Annotated in this window: 22 protein-coding genes and 1 tRNA gene; 12 read left to right on the forward strand and 11 right to left on the reverse strand. The window is 69.0% G+C overall.

The features are described 5' to 3' along the window. Both JFN87_RS08605 and JFN87_RS08610 read left to right on the forward strand, forming a co-directional pair. The coding region (locus JFN87_RS08605) for a class E sortase (protein WP_245178976.1) at positions 1–789 on the forward strand (789 nt) is incomplete at its 5' end. A gap of 54 nt (positions 790–843) precedes the next feature. Continuing rightward, positions 844–1593, forward strand: coding sequence for a class E sortase (locus JFN87_RS08610; protein WP_209339330.1), 750 nt, complete (start codon positions 844–846; stop codon positions 1591–1593). A gap of 63 nt (positions 1594–1656) precedes the next feature. Here the strand turns inward: JFN87_RS08610 and pknB are convergent, their stop codons facing one another. The 7 genes from pknB to JFN87_RS34075 form a co-directional block, all read right to left on the reverse strand. Next, positions 1657–3675: a Stk1 family PASTA domain-containing Ser/Thr kinase gene (gene pknB, locus JFN87_RS08615; RefSeq protein WP_209339331.1), complete on the reverse strand. Its 2019-nt coding sequence runs from the start codon at positions 3673–3675 to the stop codon at positions 1657–1659. Positions 3676–3865: 190 nt separating this feature from the next. Beyond that, positions 3866–5332, reverse strand: coding sequence for a peptidoglycan D,D-transpeptidase FtsI family protein (locus JFN87_RS08620; RefSeq protein ID WP_209339332.1), 1467 nt, complete (start codon positions 5330–5332; stop codon positions 3866–3868). Then, positions 5329–6741 (reverse strand): FtsW/RodA/SpoVE family cell cycle protein, encoded by a 1413-nt coding sequence (locus tag JFN87_RS08625; protein ID WP_209339333.1) that lies wholly within the window; start codon positions 6739–6741, stop codon positions 5329–5331. The genes JFN87_RS08620 and JFN87_RS08625 overlap by 4 nt, the downstream gene beginning before the upstream one ends. Before the next feature lie 28 nt (positions 6742–6769). Beyond that, positions 6770–8344 carry a Stp1/IreP family PP2C-type Ser/Thr phosphatase gene (locus JFN87_RS08630; RefSeq protein ID WP_209339334.1) on the reverse strand — a complete coding sequence of 525 codons (1575 nt, stop codon included), beginning with the start codon at positions 8342–8344 and terminating at the stop codon, positions 6770–6772. A 163-nt stretch (positions 8345–8507) separates the two neighbouring features. Next, a complete protein-coding gene (locus JFN87_RS08635; protein ID WP_209339335.1) occupies positions 8508–9035 on the reverse strand; it encodes an FHA domain-containing protein FhaB/FipA in 528 nt (175 codons plus the stop codon). Between the two features lie 10 nt (positions 9036–9045). Then, on the reverse strand, positions 9046–9924 hold the full coding sequence (locus tag JFN87_RS08640) for an FHA domain-containing protein (protein WP_209339336.1): 879 nt from the start codon (positions 9922–9924) through the stop codon (positions 9046–9048). Further along, on the reverse strand, positions 9912–10040 hold the full coding sequence (locus JFN87_RS34075; RefSeq protein ID WP_282961563.1) for a hypothetical protein: 129 nt from the start codon (positions 10038–10040) through the stop codon (positions 9912–9914). The genes JFN87_RS08640 and JFN87_RS34075 overlap by 13 nt, the downstream gene beginning before the upstream one ends. A gap of 353 nt (positions 10041–10393) precedes the next feature. Between JFN87_RS34075 and JFN87_RS08645 the strand changes: the two genes are divergently transcribed. Then, positions 10394–10480 (forward strand) — tRNA-Leu (locus JFN87_RS08645). Positions 10481–10670: 190 nt separating this feature from the next. Continuing rightward, positions 10671–11207 (forward strand): DinB family protein, encoded by a 537-nt coding sequence (locus JFN87_RS08650; protein ID WP_307865369.1) that lies wholly within the window; start codon positions 10671–10673, stop codon positions 11205–11207. Between the two features lie 34 nt (positions 11208–11241). On the opposite strand, the gene JFN87_RS08655 is transcribed toward JFN87_RS08650, so the two are convergent. After that, a complete protein-coding gene (locus JFN87_RS08655; protein ID WP_209339338.1) occupies positions 11242–11721 on the reverse strand; it encodes an ATP-binding protein in 480 nt (159 codons plus the stop codon). 261 nt (positions 11722–11982) lie between these two features. On the opposite strand from JFN87_RS08655, the gene JFN87_RS08660 reads away from it, so the two are divergent. Further along, on the forward strand, positions 11983–13374 hold the full coding sequence (locus JFN87_RS08660; RefSeq protein ID WP_209339339.1) for a WXG100-like domain-containing protein: 1392 nt from the start codon (positions 11983–11985) through the stop codon (positions 13372–13374). A 4-nt stretch (positions 13375–13378) separates the two neighbouring features. Continuing rightward, complete coding sequence (locus JFN87_RS08665; protein WP_209339340.1) at positions 13379–13720, forward strand: hypothetical protein; 342 nt, start codon at positions 13379–13381, stop codon at positions 13718–13720. Here the strand turns inward: JFN87_RS08665 and JFN87_RS08670 are convergent. After that, on the reverse strand, positions 13652–14671 hold the full coding sequence (locus tag JFN87_RS08670; RefSeq protein WP_209339341.1) for a hypothetical protein: 1020 nt from the start codon (positions 14669–14671) through the stop codon (positions 13652–13654). The two genes, JFN87_RS08665 and JFN87_RS08670, sit on opposite strands and share 69 nt — an antisense overlap. A gap of 382 nt (positions 14672–15053) precedes the next feature. Between JFN87_RS08670 and JFN87_RS08675 the strand changes: the two genes are divergently transcribed. The 5 genes from JFN87_RS08675 (at position 15054) to JFN87_RS08695 (ending at position 17502) form a co-directional block, all read left to right on the forward strand. Next, the gene (locus JFN87_RS08675) at positions 15054–15899 is read left to right on the forward strand and encodes a helix-turn-helix domain-containing protein (RefSeq protein ID WP_209339342.1); all 846 of its coding nucleotides are present in this window, start codon (positions 15054–15056) and stop codon (positions 15897–15899) included. Further along, positions 15896–16138 (forward strand): DUF397 domain-containing protein, encoded by a 243-nt coding sequence (locus JFN87_RS08680; RefSeq protein ID WP_209339343.1) that lies wholly within the window; start codon positions 15896–15898, stop codon positions 16136–16138. The genes JFN87_RS08675 and JFN87_RS08680 overlap by 4 nt, the downstream gene beginning before the upstream one ends. Positions 16139–16166: 28 nt before the next feature. Beyond that, a complete protein-coding gene (locus JFN87_RS08685) occupies positions 16167–16724 on the forward strand; it encodes an isochorismatase family protein (protein ID WP_209339344.1) in 558 nt (185 codons plus the stop codon). A gap of 135 nt (positions 16725–16859) precedes the next feature. Further along, a complete protein-coding gene (locus JFN87_RS08690; protein ID WP_307865370.1) occupies positions 16860–17252 on the forward strand; it encodes a type II toxin-antitoxin system RelE/ParE family toxin in 393 nt (130 codons plus the stop codon). Beyond that, positions 17212–17502 carry a helix-turn-helix domain-containing protein gene (locus JFN87_RS08695; RefSeq protein WP_245178977.1) on the forward strand — a complete coding sequence of 97 codons (291 nt, stop codon included), beginning with the start codon at positions 17212–17214 and terminating at the stop codon, positions 17500–17502. The genes JFN87_RS08690 and JFN87_RS08695 overlap by 41 nt, the downstream gene beginning before the upstream one ends. Positions 17503–17610: 108 nt before the next feature. Here JFN87_RS08695 and JFN87_RS08700 read toward each other — a convergent pair. Together JFN87_RS08700 and JFN87_RS08705 are read right to left on the reverse strand one after the other, a co-directional pair. Next, a protein-coding gene (locus JFN87_RS08700) for an IS5 family transposase (protein WP_209339381.1) occupies positions 17611–18521 on the reverse strand; the annotation gives its coding sequence in 2 pieces (ribosomal slippage) (positions 17611–18182 and positions 18182–18521; 912 coding nt in all). A 22-nt stretch (positions 18522–18543) separates the two neighbouring features. Continuing rightward, positions 18544–19131 (reverse strand): NADPH-dependent FMN reductase, encoded by a 588-nt coding sequence (locus JFN87_RS08705; protein WP_209339347.1) that lies wholly within the window; start codon positions 19129–19131, stop codon positions 18544–18546. 88 nt (positions 19132–19219) lie between these two features. Here JFN87_RS08705 and JFN87_RS08710 point away from each other — a divergent pair, with 88 nt between their 5' ends. Beyond that, positions 19220–19708: a MarR family winged helix-turn-helix transcriptional regulator gene (locus JFN87_RS08710; protein WP_209339348.1), complete on the forward strand. Its 489-nt coding sequence runs from the start codon at positions 19220–19222 to the stop codon at positions 19706–19708. Positions 19709–19857 lie beyond the last annotated feature (149 nt).

A 19857-nucleotide genomic window follows, 5' to 3' on the forward strand; every position in this document is an offset into this window, starting at 1 on the left:
CTCCCGCCGCTCCCCGCGCCCGGCGCGCCGGAAGCGGCGGACGCGGCGGCGCGGCCGCCGGGCCGCCCCCTCACGCGCATAGAGGCACGGCAGGCCGCCCGCGCGCTCAAGGACAGCCCGGGCGTCGTCGTCAGCCGGGCCGTGGGGGAGTTGTTCATCAGCTTCGGCGTGCTGATGCTGCTGTTCGTGACCTACCAGTTGTGGTGGACGAACGTCCGCGCCGACAACTACTCCAACAACGAGGCGAGCAAGATCCAGAACACCTGGAAGGACCACAAGGGCCCCGCGGCCGGCGCCTTCGAGCCCGGCCAGGGGTTCGCGATCATCCACATCCCGAAGCTGGACGTGGTCGCGCCGATCGCGCAGGGCGTCAGCAAGGAGAAGGTGCTCGACCACGGGATGGTGGGGCACTACTCCGAGGGCTCGCTCAAGACGGCCATGCCCGAGGACAAGACGGGCAACTTCGCCCTCGCGGGCCACCGCAACACGCACGGCGAGCCGTTCCGCTACATCAACCGGCTGAAGCCGGGGGACAAGGTCGTCGTCGAGACGCAGGACGAGTACTACACGTACCAGATGACGCGGACACTCCCGCAGACCTCCCCCGCCAACGTCGGCGTGATCTCGCCGATCCCGCAGGGCTCCGGCTTCACCGAGCCCGGCCGGTACATCACGCTGACCACGTGCACGCCTGAGTTCACGAGCACCTACCGGCTCATCGTCTGGGGCAAGATGGTCAGCGAACAGCCGCGCAGCCAGGGGCTTCCCGCGGCTCTGCAGAAGAGCTGACGGCACGGCGGAACGAACAGCGCGGTGGAACAACTGGAACGGGGCGGAACAGGGGTGGCAGCCACGACCGAGCAGGAGGGGCGTGACCGGACGGCCGGGCGGCGCCCGAGACCGAAACGCGGACCGGTCGCCGGCACGTTCGCCGTCATCGGCGAACTGCTCATCACGGCAGGCCTGGTGCTCGGCCTGTTCGTCGTCTACTCGCTGTGGTGGACGAACGTGATAGCCGACAAGGAGGCGCACAAGCAGGCCGACCAGGTGCGCAAGCACTGGGCGCAGGCCCCGCCCGCCGGCCAGGACGGCAAGGCGCCGTCGTTCGACACGAAGGACGGCATCGGCTTCCTGCACGTGCCGTCGATGAAGAACGGCGAGGTCCTCATCAAGAAGGGCACCGGCGTCCCCGTCCTCAACCAGGGCGTCGCGGGCTACTACACGAAGCCCGTCAAGTCGGCGCTGCCGTGGGACAAGACGGGCAACGTCACGCTGGCCGCGCACCGCGACGGGCACGGCGCCAAGTTCCACAACATCCACAAGGTCAAGGTCGGCGACCCGATCGTCGTGGAGACGCGGGACGTCTGGTACGTCTACAAGGTCTACAAGATCCTTCCGTCCACGTCGAAGTACAACGTCAACGTGATCCAGCAGATCCCGAAGGAGTCCGGCAAGACCAAGCCGGGCCGCTACCTGACGCTGACGACGTGCACGCCCATGTACACCTCGGACTACCGCTACATCGTGTGGTCGCAGCTGGTGCGCACGCAGAAGGTCGACAAGAACCGCACCCCGCCGCCCGAGCTGCGCTGAACGACGAAGCTCCCGCACCCGGGCTCGCGTGGGTGCGGGAGCTTCCGCGTTCGCGTGCCGACGTCAGTGGCCGGGCCACCAGCTGCTCAGGCCGCCGTTGCCGTTGTTGCCGCCGTTCTTCCCGCCGTTGCCGTTGCCGCCGCCGGCCGGCGGTCCGACCGTGTTCAGCTTGACGACGCTGCCCTGGTCGACCATGGTGCCGGCCGGAGGGTCGATGGCCATGACGGTGGAGGTACTCGGGTCGTCCGGGCCGTTGATCTTCGGGTTGAGGCCCGCCTGCTGGAGGGCGTTGAGGGCGTCCTGAAGCTTCGTGCCCGGACCGATGTTCGGCACCGCGACCTGCGGCGTCGCCGGCCCCTTCGAGACCTGGAGCTTGACGTGGCTGCCCTTGGCGGCCTTCTCGTTGCCCTTGGGGCTCTGGTCGGTGACCGTCCCCGCGGCCTGGTCGGATTCGACGTCCTGGCGGTCGACGACGAAGCCGAGCTTCTGGAGCTGGTCGCGTGCCGCGTCGAACTGCTGGCCGTTGACCGGCGGCACCGTCACCTGCGCCGCCTTCGCCACCTTCAGCGTGATCGTCGCGCCCTTCTGGGCCTTCGAGCCGCCCGACGGGTCCTGGCCCGTGACCGTGCCCTCGGTCTGGTCGGACTCGACCGTCTTCACGTCGACCTTGAAGCCCTTGGACTCGAGGTCCTGCGTGGCCGCGTCCTGGTCCTGGCCCGTCTCGTCCGGCACGTCGACCTTGGCCGCGCCCGCCGAGACGACGACGCTGACCGTGCCGCCGACGTCCATCTGCCCGTTCGCCGGGTTCTGGCTGCAGATGGAGCCCTTCGGCTGGTCGCAGTGGCCGGTGCCGGACTGGGAGACCTTGACGTCCGCGTTCGACGCGAGCGACCTCGCCTCCGACATCGTGTGCCCGACGAGCGTCGGGACAGCGGTCTGCTGGTTGTCCGACTTGCCGCCGAACATCGACTTGCCGATCAGGATGGCGCCGACCAGCACGCAGATCGCCGCGATCACTATCAGGATCGTGCCGGTGTTGGACTTCTTCTGCTGGCGCCGCCTGCCGCCGCCGGCCCGCTGCTCGTCGTAGCCGCCGAACCCGCCGTCGTCGGGGTTCATCGGCGGCAGCATCGACGTCTGGCCGCCCTGGTCGTGCTGGCGCAGCGCCGTCGTGGGCTGGTCCTCGGGGCCGTAGCCGCCGCCGTAGCCGACCGCGCCGAGCGCGGCCGTCGCGGCGACGGGCTGGCCGTCGAGGCAGGCCTCGATGTCCGCGCGCATCTCGTCCGCGGACTGGTAGCGGTAGTCGGGGTCCTTGACCAGCGCCTTGAGGACGATCGCGTCCATGTCGGGCGTGATCTCCGGGTCGAAGACGCTGGGCGGCTGCGGCTCCTCCCGCACGTGCTGGTACGCGACCGCCACCGGCGAGTCGCCCACGAACGGGGGACGCACGGTGAGCAGCTCGTAGAGGAGGCAGCCCGTGGAGTACAGGTCGGAGCGCGCGTCCACCTGCTCCCCCTTGGCCTGCTCGGGCGAGAGGTACTGCGCGGTGCCGATGACGGCGGCGGTCTGCGTCATGGTCATGCCCGAGTCGCCCATGGCGCGCGCGATGCCGAAGTCCATGACCTTGACCTGGCCGGTGCGCGTCAGCATGACGTTCGCCGGCTTGATGTCGCGGTGGACGATGCCGCTGCGGTGCGAGTACTCGAGGGCCTGGAGGATGCCGATCGTCATCTCGAGCGTCCGCTCGGGCAGCAGCTTGCGGCCCGAGTGCAGCAGCTCGCGCAGCGTGGAGCCGTCGACGTACTCCATGACGATGTACGGGAGCGACACGCCGTCGACGTAGTCCTCGCCGGTGTCGTAGACCGCGACGATCGCCGGGTGGTTGAGCGAGGCGGCGGACTGGGCCTCCCGGCGGAACCGGGCCTGGAAGGACGGGTCGCGCGCGAGGTCGGCGCGGAGCGTCTTCACGGCGACGGTCCGGCCGAGCCTGGTGTCATGCGCGAGATGCACCTCGGCCATGCCACCACGGCCGAGCACCGAGCCCAGCTCGTACCGGCCGCCGAGGCGACGCGGCTCATCCATGTCTTCCGGCCCTCTCCGTCAGTACCGACCGCACCTGCGTGTGGTCCGGCGGTGTGCTGTCCGCGCAAAGGCTACCGGGCCCGATCCCTCCGGTTCGCCGGAGCGTGTGACCTGATACACGACCGGTACGGAGCTTCCTTGCCGCCTCCGTATCGTGGCGTGCGCCTTCAGGGGCGAACTGTGCGCCGTGTCACTTCCCACTGTTGATCACGGCCTTCATCACGTCCTTCGCGACGGGAGCCGCGAGACCGCCACCGGAGATGTCGTCGCGGTTGGCCTTGCTGTCCTCGACGACCACGGCCACCGCGACGGGCGAGCTGTTGTGGACCTTGGCGTACGAGACGAACCAGGCGTACGGCTTTCCCGAGTTGTCCACGCCGTTCTGGGCCGTACCCGTCTTGCCGCCGACGGTCGCGCCGCTGATCTTCGCGTTGTGGCCCGTGCCCTGCGGGTCGTTGACGACGGACTCCATCATCGACTGCAGCTTCTGCGCGTTCTCCGGGCTGAGCGGCTGGCTCATCTGCTTGGGCTGCGTCTTGTCGATCACGTCGAGGCCGGGCGAGCGCAGCTCGTCCACCATGTACGGCTTCATCAGCTTGCCGTCGTTGGCGATGGCCGACGCGACCATGGCCATCTGCAGCGGGGTGGTGCGGGTGTTGAACTGGCCGATGGAGGACAGCGCGACCTGGGACTTGTTGATGTCCGTCGGGAACACGGACGCGGCGGCGCGTACCGGTACGAACTGCTCGGCGTTGAAGCCGAACTTCTTCGCCTCCTTCACCATCGCGTCGTCGCCGATCTCGACGCCGAGGTGGCCGAAGACGCTGTTGCAGGACACGGTGAGCGCCAGGCGCAGTGTGGCGTCCTTGCAGGGCAGGTTGCCCTCGTTCTTCAGCGGCGTGGTGGTGCCCGGCATGATGTAGGGCAGCGGCGAGTCCGTCTTCGCGTCGACGTCGGTGACCTTGCCGGTCTCCAGCGCCGCGGCCGACGTGACCAGCTTGAACGTGGAGCCGGGCGGGTACGTCTGGCGCAGCGCGCGGTTCAGCATGGGCTGGTCCTTGTCGCTGTGCAGCGACTTCCACGCCTTCTCGTCGCTCGTGGTGCCGGCAGCGAAGGTCGACGGGTCGTAGCTCGGCGTGGACGCGAGGGCGAGGATCTTGCCGGTGGTCGGGTCGATCGCGACGGCCGCGCCCTTCTTGCCCTTCAGCCCGTCGTAGGCGGCCTTCTGGGCGTCCGCGTTCAGGGTGGTGACGACGTCGCCGCCCTTCTGCTGCTTGCCGGTGAACATCGACACCTGGCGGTCGAAGAACAGGCGCGGGTCGGTGCCGCTGAGGATGCCCTCGTCGATCTTCTCCAGCTCGTTGGAGCCGTAGACCTGCGAGCTGTACCCGGTGACCGGCGCCCACATGGCGCCGTTCTTCCACGTCTGCTTGTACTTGTAGTACGTGCTGTCGGTCTTCACCGCTCCGGTGATCGGCTTGCCGTCGACGATGATGTTGCCCGGCGGGTGGCTGTAGCGCTCGATGGTCGGCCGCTTGTTGAACGCGTTCGTGTTGAGGTCGTCGGCCTTGACGTACCCGAGCCAGTTCTCGCGGACCAGCAGGGCGAGGACGAGGATGCCGCAGAAGATCGCGATGCGGCGCAGGGGCTTGTTCACGGTCGGACCACCTGGGTCATCTCGGCGTCGGGTGAGGGTGCTGGGGCCGGTGCCGGGCGGCGCGCGGTGTCGCTGATTCTGATCAGGATCCCGATGAGCGCCCAGTTCGCGAGCACGGACGAGCCACCGTAGGCCATGAAGGGAAGCGTCATACCCGTCAGGGGGATGAGGCCCATCACGCCGCCCGCGACGACGAAGACCTGGATCGCGAAGCCGCTGGAGAGCCCGACGGCCAGGAGCTTGCCGAACGGGTCGCGGGCCGCGAGCGCCGTGCGGATGCCGCGCTCCACGATCAGCCCGTAGCACAGCAGGATCGCCATCGTGCCCGCGAGGCCGAGTTCCTCGCCGACGGTGGAGAGGATGAAGTCCGCGTTCGCGGCGAAGCCGATGAGGTCGGAGTTGCCCTGGCCGAGGCCGGTGCCGAGCGTGCCGCCCGAGCCGAACGACATCAGGGCGTCGCCGATCTGCTGGCACGAGCCGCTCGTCTTGTAGCAGCCGAAGGGGTCGAGCCACGCCGTGACACGGGCCTGCACGTGCGGCTCGAAGGTCGCGACGCCGACCGCCCCGACCGCCGACATCAGCAGGCCGAAGACGATCCAGCTGGTGCGTTCCGTCGCGACGTACAGCATCACGACGAACAGGCCGAAGAACAGCAGCGACGTACCGAGGTCGGTCTCGAAGACCAGGATCAGGATCGACAGCGCCCAGATCACCAGGATCGGGCCGAGGTCGCGCCCGCGCGGCAGGTAGATGCCCATGAAGCGGCGACTGGCGAGCGCCAGCGCGTCGCGCTTGACCATGAGGTAGCCGGAGAAGAAGATCGCAATGATGATCTTCGCGAACTCTCCTGGCTGGAGCGAGCCGAAGCCCGGGATCCGGATCCAGATGCGGGCGCCGAACTGGGCCGGGAAGAAGACGGGGGCGATCAGCAGGACCAGCGCCACGAACATGGACACGTAGGTGTACCGCTGCAGGACGCGGTGGTCCTTGAGCAGCAGCAGCACGGCGACGAACAGGGCCACGCCGATCGCCGAGTACAGCATCTGCTTGGGCGCCGACGGCGTGAAGTGGCCGTAGGAGATCTTCGCCAGGTGGATCAGCCGCTGCGACTGGTCGAGGCGCCAGATGAAGACGAGGCCGATGCCGTTGAGCAGCGTGGCGAGCGGCAGCAGCAGCGGGTCCGCGTACCGGGCGAACTTGCGCACCACGAGGTGGGCGACGCCGGCGAGCGCGGCCAGGCCGAGCGCGTAACCGAGCACTCCTGACGGCACCTTGCCGTCGAGCGCGAGCCCGACGTTCAGGTACGCGAAGACGGCGATGGCGACGGCGAAGACGAGCAGCAGCAACTCGGTGTTGCGCCTGCTGGGCGCGTCGATGGCGCCGATGGTGGTGGTGTTGGAGATGCTCATGGTGGTGGAGAGGCCCCCCTGCGGCCCGTTACTGCTGCTCGCAGTTGGAGACCAGCTTCTGCTCCTCCTCCGAGAGGGTGGGGCCCGGAGTCGGAGTGCTGTTCGACTGGTTGACGGTGAAGTGAGCGGCGGTCCGCACGGCGGTCTGCTCGCCGGTGGCCACGCCACCCGCGGCGCCCGTCCAGGCGGACGGCGACGGGCTGCCCGACGGCTTGCCGGACTTGCCGGGCGCCGGGGGCTTGCTCGCCTGCTGCTCCTTCTGCTGGGCGGCCTGCTTGCGCTGCTCGTTCTTCTTGCATGCCGAGGCCTGCGTGGACAACTGCTGGATCTTGGTGCGCGCGGTCGCCAGGCCGCCTTCCGTGATCGTGTCCTGGACCTGCTTGCGCTGGTAGTCGGGGAGGTACTTGAGTTCGATCTCGGGGTGGTCGTTCTTCACGTGCGACAGCGAGATCCACGCCAGCTTCTGGCTGATGCCCCGGTACAGCGCGACGTGCTGCTTGTTGGCGCCGACGTAGTACTGGGTCTGCGTCCAGCGGTAGCCGCCGTACAGGGCGCCCCCGACGACGATCACCGCGAGCGCCGTGTACAGCGAGGCCTTGAGCCAGCGGCGGCCGCCGCGGCGCCTGCCGCCGCTCTCCATGCCGTAGTCGTCGGTGTACCCGGCGTAGCCCCCCTCGGGGTCCGCGCCGCCGTACCCGCCGCCGCTTCCGGGCGGGCCGAACGAGCCGCCGGGCGGTTGCGCCTGTCTGCCGAGGCCGGCCGCGCGGCCCGCGGCGGTCTGCATGCCCGTGGCGTCGTGCTGGCTCAGGTGCTGGTTCTCGGCGACGGCGCCCACGATGACGGGCGTGTCGCTGAGGCGGCCTGAGAAAGTGTCGCCCATGTCCTGGTCGAAGACGTCGGCGACGATGCAGGTGATGTTGTCGGGGCCGCCGCCGCGCAGCGCGAGCTCGATCAGCCGCTGCACGGTCTCCTGCGGGCCCTGGTAGTCGGCGAGCGCCTCTTCGATCGTCTGGTGCGAGACCACGGCGGACAGGCCGTCCGAGCAGATCAGGTAGCGGTCGCCGGCGCGCACCTCACGGATCGACAGGTCGGGCTCGACGTGCTCGGCGCTGCCGAGGGCGCGCATCAGCAGCGAGCGCTGCGGGTGCGTCGTGGCCTCTTCCTCGGTGATGCGGCCCTCGTCGACGAGGCGCTGCACCCAGGTGTGGTCCTGCGTGATCTGCGTGAGGGCGCCGTCGCGCAGCAGGTACGCGCGCGAGTCGCCGACGTGTACGAGGCCGAGCCGCCGGCCCGTCCACAGCAGCGCGGTCAGCGTCGTCCCCATGCCTTCGAGCTGGGGGTCCTCCTCGACCATGACGCGCAGCTGGTCGTTGGCGCGCTGGACCGCGACGCCGAGCGACGTGAGGAGGTCGGAGCCCGGCACGTCGTCGTCGAGCTGCACGAGCGAGGAGATGACCTCGGAGGACGCGACCTCGCCCGCGGCCTGGCCGCCCATGCCGTCGGCGATGGCCAGCAGCCGGGGGCCCGCGTAGCCGGAGTCCTCGTTGCCCTCGCGGATCATGCCCTTGTGCGATCCGGCGGCGAAGCGCAGCGTGAGTGTCATGCGCACGCCTCCGGTCGGGCCGCCCGCTGAATCCGGGCCGCCCGCTGCGTCCGGGGCCAGCCGGTCTCGAGCCACACTGCCCACCCTCCGGTCGGGAGTCCGCAGCACCGGCCCGCTGCCCAGGCCGCCGCGGCTCGCTCGCTCCGCTCGATCATTGTCGTGACTACTTCCGCAGCTCGATGACGGTCTTGCCGATGCGGATCGGAGCGCCCAGCGGAATCGGAATCGGGGTGGTCAGTCGGGTCCGGTCGAGATACGTGCCGTTGGTGGACCCGAGATCCTCGACGATCCACTGGCCGTCACGGTCCGGGTAGATCCTGGCATGCCGGCTGGACGCGTAGTCGTCGTCCAGCACGATCGTGGAATCGTGCGCGCGGCCCAGCGTGATCGTCTGGCCGTGCAGCGCGACGGTGGTGCCCGTCAGGGTGCCCTCGGAGACCACCAGCTTGGTGGGCGACCCGCGGCGCTGCCTGCCCGCCCCCTGCTGTTGCTGCTGCCGCTGGTGCGGCGGCGCGGCGCCCTGGCGTGCCTGCTGCGTTCGCGTGTCGCCCGAGCCGCCGCGGCGCGAGCCGCGCTGGGTGACGCGCGTACCGAACAGGTCGCTGCGGATGACCTGGACGGCCACGATGACGAACAGCCACAGAACGGCCAGGAAACCCAGCCGCATGACCGTCAGGGTCAGCTCTGACATTGCCCCCGCTTCACCCTTCGGCTTGCCGGTAAACGATGGTGGTACTGCCCACGACGATCCGCGAGCCGTCGCGGAGCGTAGCGCGGGTCGTGTGCTGCCCGTCCACCACGATGCCGTTGGTGGATCCGAGATCCTGGATCGTCGGGGGCGTTCCGGTCCTGATCTCGCAGTGCCTGCGGGACACGCCGGGGTCGTCGATGCGCACGTCGGCGTCGGTGGAGCGGCCGAGCACCAGCGTGGATCCCGAGATCTGGTGGCGGGTGCCGTTGATCTCGATCCAGCGCCGCGTCTGGGTGTGGGACATCGCACTCGGCGCGGGCGCCGGCGGGTAGCCGTAGCCGCCGCGGCCGCCGGGGGGCGGGGTGCTCGGCATGGGCGGCACGGCGCGCGGCGGGTAGCCGTAGCCGGGTTCGCGACTCCCGGGCTGCGGGCCGGAAGGGGGCTGGTGGCCCGGCGGGGGCTGGTGTCCTGGCTGCGGCTGCTGGGGCTGGTGTCCCGGCTGCGGCTGCGAGGTGCTGGACGCGAGCGTGCGGCTGCGCACCCGGTACAGGCCGGTGTCGAGGTCGTCGGCCCGCTCCAGGTGCACCCTGATCGGGCCCATGAAGGTGTAGCGCTGCTGCTTGGCGTAGTCCCTGACGAGCCCGGCCAGTTCGTCGCCGAGCTGCCCCGAGTAGGGGCTGAGCCGCTCGTGGTCGGGGGCGCTGAGCTCGACGATGAAGTCGTTGGGCACGACGGTCCGCTCGCGGTTCCAGATCGTCGCGTTGTTGTCGCACTCGCGCTGCAGGGCGCCCGCGATCTCGACGGGCTGGACCTCGGACTTGAAAACCTTCGCGAAGGTGCCGTTGACCAGACCTTCGAGGCGCTGCTCGAACTTCTTCAGGACTCCCATGAGGCACCTCCTCCGTAGTCGTTGCCGCTGTTCCCGCCGGTCGCCCGGCCGGTCGTGCCGTTCCGCTCGCACCGCTCGTCGTGCAGCTTCTCGTACTGCTCACTGATCGTATCCACGCGTCGGGAAATCGGCTGGTTCCCCTTGTCTGCCCGGTCGATGGGTGTCACCTCTCACACGGATCGTAGAGGTGGCCCTCCGACAGTGTCCCGCACCCGGCGCTCTGTCTGGAGGAGCGGGTTCTGACCCTGTTCGTTCCCTGTCCGACCCCTGTACCGTCCCCGTTCGGCGGCTGTACCGTCACGCGCCGCGCCCGTACGGCATGGCCATGTCCCCCGGCGGGCGCCGTGGCGGTCGCTCTGCTGCCCCGGACGGCCCTGCGGAAACGAGGGTGAAGCCACCCTCGTCACCGTGCTAATCTTCTGGTGTCGCAGGCGGTCGCAGCAGCGGAAACGCAGGTGACACACCCAATGCGCGGGTGGCGGAATAGGCAGACGCGCTGGATTCAGGTTCCAGTGCCCGAAAGGGCGTGGGGGTTCAACTCCCCCCTCGCGCACCAGAGCGGTACCGAAGATACGGGCCCCAGGCAGTGACGAAAGTCCTGCGGGGCCCGTTTCTCGTTGTCGGGTCCCACGCGTGAAAGTCGCCACATTGTGACGTGGGCCATGGTCGGCCGGCCGGGCGATGACTTCCGCCGCGCCCGCGAGTCCCCAGTGGGTCAGAGCCGCCGACGCATGAGGAGAGCCCCCGTGGGCGACATCGTGGTCCAGAAGATCGTTCGGCCCGAGCGGGTGGTGTCCGGCCCCTGGCTGGAGGTGATCGCCTCGAACCTCGACTACCACAGGGCGACCTTCCTGTGGAAGTGCGAGGGGTTGCCGGAGCAACGGCTACGGCAACGTCCTCTGCCGTCGTCGGCGTTGACCCTGCTGGGGCTCATGCGCCACCTGCAGGGCGTCGAGCGGGCCTGGTTCCAGGGGGCGCTGGCGGGCACAGCGCCTCGGTTCTTCCCCTATGCGACCTACGTCACCGATGCGGGCGACGAGTGGTACGACGAGTCTGACCCCACGCCGGCCACGGAGGTCCACGAGGACTACCTGAGGGCGTGCGAGGAGTCGCGGCAGGTGTTCGCGCGGGTGACGGCCGACCCGGGGCGCCTCGTGCCGAACCCGATGTTCGGCGGCACCGACGTCCGCTTCGTCCTTGAGCACGTGATCGAGGAGTACGCCCGCCATGTGGGCCACGCGGACCTCCTGCGGGAGGCCATCGACGGCGCGGCCGGCGAGTGACCCGGCCCCTTGCCCGCCCCCTTACCCGCCCCCTTTACCCGCCCGTCGGCGCGGGACTGTCGAGCTCCGCCCAGACCGTCTTGCAGGGGCCGGGCCCGTCCTGGACCCCCCAGCGGTCGGCGTAGGACGCGACGAGGAGGAGGCCGCGGCCCGACTCGGCGTCCGGGACCCCGGCCGGGGCGGGGGCCGGGTGCGGGCGGCTCTCGCCGCGGGCGTCGGTCACGGCGATCCGCAGCGCGCGTGCGTCGCCGAGTACGTCATCGGGCCGGTCGCGGAGGGTGAGCGTGAGGCGGAAGTCGCGGCCCGCGACCCGGCCGTGCAGCGCGGCGTTCGACGCGAGTTCGGCGACGACCTGGGCGGCGGCCTCGAAAGGCGTGTCCCAGTCGATGAGCTGCTGCACGGCCAGTAGCCGCGCGAGCCGGGCGCCCCTGCGCGTGGAGGACAGCAGAACCGTGAACTGGCGCGTGGGACGGGCGGTGTGGTCCGTGGCGAGTCGCGTGTCGTGGTGATTCACGTCACTCAGCGTGGTTGTTCGTGTGCGCGCTGGGAAGGCGTCCAGGGTGTACCCGCCGTTACCGTCCGCCGACGGTGGCCGTCTGTACGGCCTGTACTCCCGTGTCGCGCGCGGAGCGCCGAGTGCCTTGCCCGCGTGGCACGTTGATGTGACGCTTTACGTCGTCATCGGACGACGGGGGAACGTGGTCATGCAGCGTGGTGAAGCCGAAGTCAGTGTGCCGCCGGACGCGACGTGCGTCATGGGACGGCGGTTCGGGCGGTGACGCATCCGGGAAGCGGCGGTGGCGATCAGCCGATCGATCTGTATCCGGATGATCTGAACTCGGTGGCGGGGAAGTTCGCGACCGGGCAGACGAACCTCGACACGGCGGCGACGACGCTGAACTCGGCGTTGCAGAACGCTGCGGGGATGGCGGGGAACGACGACTACGGGCACAAGTTCGCCGGGAAGTACGACCCCGCCGCGAAGGCGCTGTTCCACACCTTGTCGGCGGGGATCCGCGCGATCGGGCAGGCGTCGGACGCGCTGGTGACGACGGCCAACAATTATTTGAAGGCCGATCACCACTCCAACGTGAAGAAGGGCAAGGGCGCCCCGAAGCTGTATCCGTCGCCGCCGGTCTTCACGGACGTCATGTATCCGGATCCGGATTCGGCGGTGGGGCCCGGGCATTCGTCGGTGCCGTCGGTCATCGCGAAGTACTGGCCGAACGGGCATCAGGACAAGTTGCGGGATGCCGCGTCGGCGTATCGGACGGCGGCGACGGCGTTCCAGGGGATCGGGCACACGCTGCACACGCAGGTGCAGTCGCTGACGGACAACAACGCGGACGAGTCCGTGCACGCGATGGCCGCGTTCTGGGCGACCATCTGGCAGGACGGCGGGAACGCGCACAAGGCGCCGCTGTCGGCGGCGCATGAAGCGTGCGGGAAGCTCGCCTCGGCCTGTGACAAGTTCGCGCATGCGATCGACGAGGCGCACAGCAGCACCGAGCACAAGCTCGCCGGCGCCGGCATCGCGATCGGCCTGACCACCGTCGTCGGCATCCTCCTGACGCCGTTCACCGGGGGCGGTTCCGATGCGGGGGCCGCCGCGCTGGACGGCGCGGAGGCCGGGGCGATCCTGGGTGGCGTGGAGGTGGCGGCGGATGCCGCCGTCGCGGAGATCGACACCGCCGTCATCGCGGACGTCGGCACGGAACTGGAGGCCGCCGCCGAGGCCGTCCCCGAGATCGAGACCGTCGACGCGGAGGTCACCGAGGTCGACGACGCCCTCTCGGACGAGCTCACCGAGACCGGCGCGCGCGAGGAACCTCCCGGCGAGTTGCCCAAGACGTACGAGGAGAAGTCCTCGGCGGTCCGCGACATCATGACGGACGACGACGGCAACCTCATCGGCGAGGAGGACAGCAAGGGCGTGCGCATGGTGACGGACGAACAAGTCCAGCAAGCACGCATCGAGCTGCGTCAACGTCTCGGTGAGCCCACCATCAAGTCCACCCCGAAGGGAGACATCGAGACATGGCGGCTGTCCGACGACCCGCCGTCCACCGTCACGTACCGGCCCTTCAGCAAGTCGGGCGGGCCCACCATCGACACGAACGGTGTGGAGGACCTGAACATGAAGCGACTCCACATCCCGCAACACTGAGGACATGAGCATGCCCACCGACGCGCAGTACACAGAAGAACTCGACTACCTGGCCGAGTACGTGAACGACGACTGGCTGGGGTTCTCGGTGATCGCCGGAGCGGTCGGAACGCTGCTCGGCAAGGGCCGGCCCTTCGCTGAGCAGACGAGTCTGCTCCTGCGCATCGTCGGCGACCTGCTGGACCAGGGCGCCGAGGCGGGCGACCTGACGGACGATTCCAGTCGGCCGTTCAAGGCGTGGGGCACGAGCAGGGACGAGACGCTCTCCCGGATCAAGTCAGCCGTCGACGAGCTCGGCCGCCTGCCGGACACCGGGGACATCTGCTGGTTCACGGTCGACGACTGACGCAGCGCGGGCGCCCGCGCGGGCCTGCGCCGCGTGGGCGCTGACCCGCTCGGGCGCGAGCGCGCCCGGCCTGCGGGCGGGTGGTTCCTCGCCTCGGCAGGGCCCACACTTCCCGTCGGTCAGGGCTTCGGGACGCCCGGGCGCACGGCATTCTGAACATTCGAGCATGCGCAGCGGGCGGCGGTCGGGGTGCGCGGGCTCCGATCCCGGCCCTGGCGGCTCGGGCTCGGGCTCCGGTGGGAGCTTGTCGGTGAGGCGCCTGCGGATGAGCCCGGCCGCGTGGTGGATGTCCGACGGCAGCCCGTCGGTGAGTGCCCGCACGAGCATCTCCTCGGTGGCGCCCCGCTCGAACCACCGGGCGGCCAGGTCCTCCAGGGCGTCGCAGTCACGCGCGGAGAGGGAGACGGCGGGGTTCCGTCGGCCGAGGCCGGCGAGGACGCGGTAGGCGGGGGAGCGCGTGGCCCGCGTGCTTGCGGGGCTGGGCGCGGGCGGCGTGGGCGGTGGCGTGTCGTCAGGCACGGGGTCGGGCGTCACGGTGCCGTCCTCCGGAAGGGATCCGGAGACGAAGGCGGCCCACCACGCGTCGTCGCGTGCGGCGCGGGAGAACCACGTCCGGGTGATCCAGCGGGCGCCGGTCGGCAGGAGGAGGTGCTCGCGGCCCCTGCGCAGATGCCCAGCCCGTTGCAGGGCGTTGAGCGCGGTCCGCAGGGCGCACTGTCCGTACGGCGTGATCCTGGCCAGGCCTTTCACGGACATGTCCGTGCCGTCGGGCAGCCGGTCGATGAACGCGGCGATGGCCGCCTCGCGGGGCGGCAGGTGTGCGTAGTCCTCGGCGGTGGGAGGAGCCGTGCTGCGGGTGGTCGTCGCCCGCTTGCCGTAGCCCGGGTTGGCCATCGGGTACGCGGTGGAGTGCGCGGGGCCCGGCGCGTCTCTAAACTGGCTGTCATCCATGGGGATCTTCCTTTGGCTTGGGATCTCGGTGGTAGGCCCCTGCCGGTGTTGGAGCACCGGTTGGGGCTGATTCATGTCTGTGGGCAAGCTAAACCGCCGTAACGCTTCGTGGCAAATCCATCACGAAACGTCAACTGGCGAGGTTGGTTGGGCGGGTAGGAATGAGAACCCAACCGATCCTTCAAGGCAGCGCTCGAAGCTCGGAGCTTGCATCACGGGGCACTGGGATGTCGCATCTCCCCAGCTCAGCGAGGGTCGGCGTTCGAGCCTCGGGGCTCGGGCTCCGAGAGTCGATGGGCCGGAAACAGGGTGGGTGAATTCCGGCTATCGCGTCATTCGGTGTGCCTGCGTGTGCGTACGGTGAACAACGGTGCGCCGGTACATGGCGCGGGCGCTGGGAGCGGAGGCGCAACAGGTGGAATTCGAGGACGACTCGGGGGCCGTGCTCAAGGCGGTCGGCCGTCAGCTCAAGTCCTGGCGCGAGCGCGCCGGGCTCACGCAGGGCGAGTTGGGCGCGGCCATCGGGTACGGCGACGAGCAGGTGGCGTCCGTAGAACGAGGACGACGCGTACCGCGCCCTGAGTACTTGGACAAGGCGGACGAGGCCCTCGACGCGGGCGGCATCATCGCGGCGATGAAGGTGGACGTGGCGGAGGCGCGCTACCCGAAGAAGGTTCGTGACCTCGCCAAGCTGGAGTCCGAGGCCGTCGAGTTGGGTGCGTACGAGAACCACAATGTGCACGGCCTGTTGCAGACCGAAGACTGCACGCGTGCGCTGTTCCAGATGCGCCGGCCCGTGCTGGCTGAGGACGTTATCGAGCGAGGCGTGGCTGCCCGCCTGGCGCGCCAGTCCATCCTCACCCAGCAACCGACACCCATCCTCAGCTTCGTGCAGGAAGAGGTGACTCTGCTACGTCCGATCGGAGGCAGAATGGTCTGGCGTGCACAGCTCGAACACCTGCTTGAGGTAGGACGGTTGCGGCATGTTGAGATCCAGGTAATGCCCACGGAGAGAGAGGACCACGCAGGCATGGCGGGCCCTCTTCAGCTGCTAAAGCTAAGGAACGGCAGCACGGTGGGGCACGTGGAGGTACAGCGCTTCACGCGGCTCGCGTCAGCTCCGAATGAGGTGCAGCCACTTGAGACCCAGTATGGAATCATCCGAGCTCAGGCACTCACTCCACGCGAGTCGCTGAAGTTCATCGAAAAAGCGCTGGGGGACTCATGACTCGCCATCCCGTCGTCGGCGACCACTACGCACTGGAGTGGTTCAAGAGCAGCTACAGCAGTAGCGAGCCGGACTCCAGCTGCGTCGAGATAGCGGCTGCGCCGCAGACCGTGCACGTACGGGACTCCAAGGACGTGGCCGGTGGCCGCCTGCGCCTCACGCCGGACGCCTGGACGCAGTTCGTGGCGTACGCGTCCGGCCAGGCGCTCACACGCGGACACCGATGTGCGGGACGATGATGCGATCCCCACGATGAACGGGAGCCCCATGACGACCCTGCCCGATCGGCCGAACACCGCGTTGCTCGTCATCGACGTTCAGAACGGGGTGGTGGAAGGCGCCCATGACCGTGACGGCGTGATCGCGAACATCAACACCTGCGTAGGCAAGGCGCGCGCCGAGGACGTACCGGTGATCTGGGTGCAGCACTCCGACGACCATCTCGAACGAGGCAGCGAAGCCTGGCAGTACGTCGCGGAGTTGGAACGCCGAGACGCCGAGCCTCTCGTCCACAAGACTTACGGCGACTCGTTCGAGGCAACCGAGTTGGAGGCGCTGCTCGCCGAGCGTGGGGCGGGCCGCCTGGTCGTGACGGGGGCGCAGAGCGACGGGTGCATCCGCGCGACCCTTCACGGGGCGTTCGTCCGCGGGTACGACGTGACGCTCGTCGGCGACGCGCACACGACGCAGGACCTCAGCGAGTACGGGGCGCCGGCCCCGCACCAGGTGATCGCGCACACCAACCTCTACTGGCACTGGCAGGACGGGCCAGGACGCCAGGCGCAGACCGTCGACACGGCGGATGTGACGTTCCCCGCCGCTTGATGTCAGTCGCGCCCCGAGCCGCCCGAGCGCGGTGAGGGGACGGTCGTGGTCCGCTTGACGGAGACTCCTGCCCAGACGGGTGCGGAGCACAGGGCGGTGCCTTCGGCGGCCGACCGCCGACGTCAGGCCTTCGCGGTGACATTGACCACCAGCCACCTGCATGTCATAGCCGCTCTGGAAAGGCTCCAGGAAGTAGGCCCAGCGCTTCGCCGTCCGACAGTCGGCGCGATCGAGAAAAGTCGCTACCGGAACATGCGGGAGCTGCGTCCGCGCAGTGGCGGGACGGTAAGTATCCGGCTGCTCTTCGTCTTCGACCCGGAACGGCGGGCGATCTTCCTGGTAGCCGGCAATAAGGCGGCCGGGCGGCAGTGGGCGGCTTGGTATCCCAAGGCGATCAAGGAAGCGGACGGGAAGTACACCGCCTATCTTGAGGCGCTGGAGCAGGAGAAGAGAGAAGGGCAGGGCAGGGCAGATGAAACTCGGCACCATGGCCGACTTGACGGGCGACATCACCCCGGAGAAGCGTGAGCGCATCGAGGCCATCAAGGGGGAGATGGTCGATGCCGAGCGGGGGCATGAACTGGCCGCTCTCCGTAAGGCCCAGGGATTTACTCAGGCCCAGTTCGCCAAGGAGATGGGTGTCACCCAGGGGCGGGTCAGCCAGATCGAGCGGGGCCTCGCCAGCCTGGACACCTCCACCATGGCCGCGTACCTGCACGCGATTGACGGCGAGCTGACCATAACCGCCACAGTGGGGAACCTCTCCGTGAAGCTGTAGCCGAGGGTCTCGCGCACTCGAGGATCTGCCAGGGGTGGAACCGAATGTCGGCAACGTCGTCTGCCGTCCGGCGCTGACCCCGCTGGGGCTCACGCGCCACTGTAAGACCTAGGCCGTGTCTGGCAATCGTTCGTGAGCGGGTTGGCGGAGCCAAAGGATGAGTGAGGCGATGTGGAGTCCGGCCCGATAGCGGGTTGCCAGCTTGTCGAAGCGCCTTGCGATGGCTCGGAATTGCTTGAGGCGGCTGAAGCAGCGCTCGACCACGTTGCGGGCTTTGTAGAGTTCAGGGTCGAAGGCCGTTGGTCTGCCACCGGCTCTGCCGCGGCGCCGGCGATTGGCCCTTTGGTCGGTCCGCTCCGGGATGACTGCGCGGATGCCCCGGCGGCGCAGGTACTGTCGGACCTCCCGTGATGAGTACGCCTTGTCCGCGATGACCGTGTCGGGTCTTTGCCGCGGACGCCCGGCGCCTGCCCGAGGCACCCGCATAGATTCCAGCACCGCTTTGAACACGGTGCAGTCGTTGACGTTGCCGGGAGTGAGGACGACAGTCAGAGGCAGGCCTCGGCCATCGCAGGCGAGATGGACTTTGGTGGTCAGCCCGCCGCGGGAGCGGCCCAGCGCCTGGTCGGCCGCCGAGCGTGCCGAACCTTCCACCCCGCTGTTCGCGCCCGCCCCCTTTTCCGGGCGCCGGCCGCGTGCTGGTGGGAGCGGTTGATGGTGGAGTCCACCGACACCGTCCATTCCACCGCTCCGACGGAGTCGTCCCGCGCCTGAATCTGCTCCAGGAGGCGGGCCCAGGTCCTGTCCCGCTCCCAACGGGCGAACCGCTCATAAACCGTCTGACACGGCCCGTAGCGTTCTGGCAGGTCACGCCAGGGAGCACCTGTTCGCAGCCGCCATAACACGCCGTTGATTACCTGCCGGTGGTCGCGCCACGGACGGCCGGGTCCATCGGCAGCCGGTAGCAGGGGCTTCAGCGTCTCCCATGCATCGTCCGTCAGTTCGCCGCGTCCTGTCACGTGATCGGTCACGAGCTGGGCTTCATGCAGCCGTGGCCGTCTGGGTCTTGGCCTCACGGACCCCGCGCAGGGCGCCGGACCAGGCGATCACCTGGTCGAGCATGCCGCCCACGGCGGTGTCGAGGCCTTCCTGGGGGACGAAGGTGCCGGTGTGGAACGAGGGGTGTGTCGAGATGGTGGGCTGGGCCCGGACCGTGGCCACCTGGAGTTCGGCGAGGACGAGCCGCAGTGCCTCGGCGGCCCGTACCCCGGCGACCCAGCCGCCGTAGCTGATGATCCCGGCGGCCTTGTCGTTCCACTCCCGGTAGACGTAGTCCAGGGCGTTCTTCAGGGCTCCGGGGTAGGAGTGGTTGTACTCGGGGACGAGGAACACGTAGCCGTCGAAGCTGTCGATGAGTGCGCCCCAGGCGCGGGTATGGTCGTGCTGGTACTGCTGGAAATTCGGGTTGCCGGGCTCGTCGAGGTTGCCGAGGTCGTGGTCGGCGAGGTCGATGAGTTCGTAGTCGGCGCCGCCGTAGGCACGGGCGGCCTCCAGTGCCCAGGCGGCGATCTGGTCGCCGCGGCGGCCGGGGCGGGTGCTTCCGAGGATGAGTGCGATGCGGAGTGGCATGGTCTTCCTTCCCAGAGAGTTGTCACGTCAACTCTAGATTGAGAGAAGTTGAAGTGACAACTCTGCTGGTCGCGGTATCCTCGGCGACATGACGGAGACTCGATCGCTTGAACCCGAGGAGTGGGAGTTCTGGGATACCTGGATGCGCGCGCAACGCCTGCTCACCCGGGAGCTGGAGCGTGGTCTACAGCGTGACTGCGACATCTCGAAGGCCGAGTTCAGCGTGCTGGTGACACTGTGGCAGGCCGCTGGCCGCGAGATGCGTGTCGGCGAGCTCTCCGAGTCGCTTGACTGGGACAAGAGCCGCGTGTCACACCAGCTCACGCGCATGGAAAAACGCGGCTTCGTCAAGCGCACTCAGTACGGGGCCGATGGTCGCCGCGCGGGGATCGGGCTGACCGCCGAGGGGCGCCGCGCCGCCCAGACTGCCATCTTCGTGCACGGCGGCAACATCCGCCGCCACTTCCTCGACTCACTGACCCCCGAGCAGGCATCAGTCATCCGGGCATGGAGCGAGCAAGCAGTCGATCGCCTCAACCGGCATGGCAGCAACGCTGCCAGCGACGGCGCGTCCTAGACCGCGTCCCACACCGCCCTCCTAGACGCCGCCGATACGGCCCTGGGCATTGTCAGACAGGCCCTAGGTCACCGATGAGGGCGACGACTGGTTCGACGACTCGGATGCCACGGATGGTCGCAGAGACGAGGCCGGCGGGGGCCGCACGC

This window comes from Streptomyces montanisoli, from assembly GCF_017813245.1.
GTDB classification, from domain to species: domain Bacteria; phylum Actinomycetota; class Actinomycetes; order Streptomycetales; family Streptomycetaceae; genus Streptomyces; species Streptomyces montanisoli.

Coding starts and splice junctions, on each gene's coding strand:
- pknB (WP_209339331.1), bottom strand. CDS start 3,675: ATGGATGAGCCGCGTCGCCTCGGCGGCCGGTACGAGCTGGGCTCGGTG.
- JFN87_RS08625 (WP_209339333.1), bottom strand. CDS start 6,741: ATGAGCATCTCCAACACCACCACCATCGGCGCCATCGACGCGCCCAGC.
- JFN87_RS08630 (WP_209339334.1), bottom strand. CDS start 8,344: ATGACACTCACGCTGCGCTTCGCCGCCGGATCGCACAAGGGCATGATC.
- JFN87_RS08635 (WP_209339335.1), bottom strand. CDS start 9,035: ATGTCAGAGCTGACCCTGACGGTCATGCGGCTGGGTTTCCTGGCCGTT.
- JFN87_RS08640 (WP_209339336.1), bottom strand. CDS start 9,924: ATGGGAGTCCTGAAGAAGTTCGAGCAGCGCCTCGAAGGTCTGGTCAAC.
- JFN87_RS08665 (WP_209339340.1), top strand. CDS start 13,379: ATGAGCATGCCCACCGACGCGCAGTACACAGAAGAACTCGACTACCTG.
- JFN87_RS08670 (WP_209339341.1), bottom strand. CDS start 14,671: ATGGATGACAGCCAGTTTAGAGACGCGCCGGGCCCCGCGCACTCCACC.
- JFN87_RS08675 (WP_209339342.1), top strand. CDS start 15,054: ATGGCGCGGGCGCTGGGAGCGGAGGCGCAACAGGTGGAATTCGAGGAC.
- JFN87_RS08680 (WP_209339343.1), top strand. CDS start 15,896: ATGACTCGCCATCCCGTCGTCGGCGACCACTACGCACTGGAGTGGTTC.
- JFN87_RS08685 (WP_209339344.1), top strand. CDS start 16,167: ATGACGACCCTGCCCGATCGGCCGAACACCGCGTTGCTCGTCATCGAC.
- JFN87_RS08695 (WP_245178977.1), top strand. CDS start 17,212: ATGGCCGACTTGACGGGCGACATCACCCCGGAGAAGCGTGAGCGCATC.
- JFN87_RS08705 (WP_209339347.1), bottom strand. CDS start 19,131: ATGCCACTCCGCATCGCACTCATCCTCGGAAGCACCCGCCCCGGCCGC.
- JFN87_RS08710 (WP_209339348.1), top strand. CDS start 19,220: ATGACGGAGACTCGATCGCTTGAACCCGAGGAGTGGGAGTTCTGGGAT.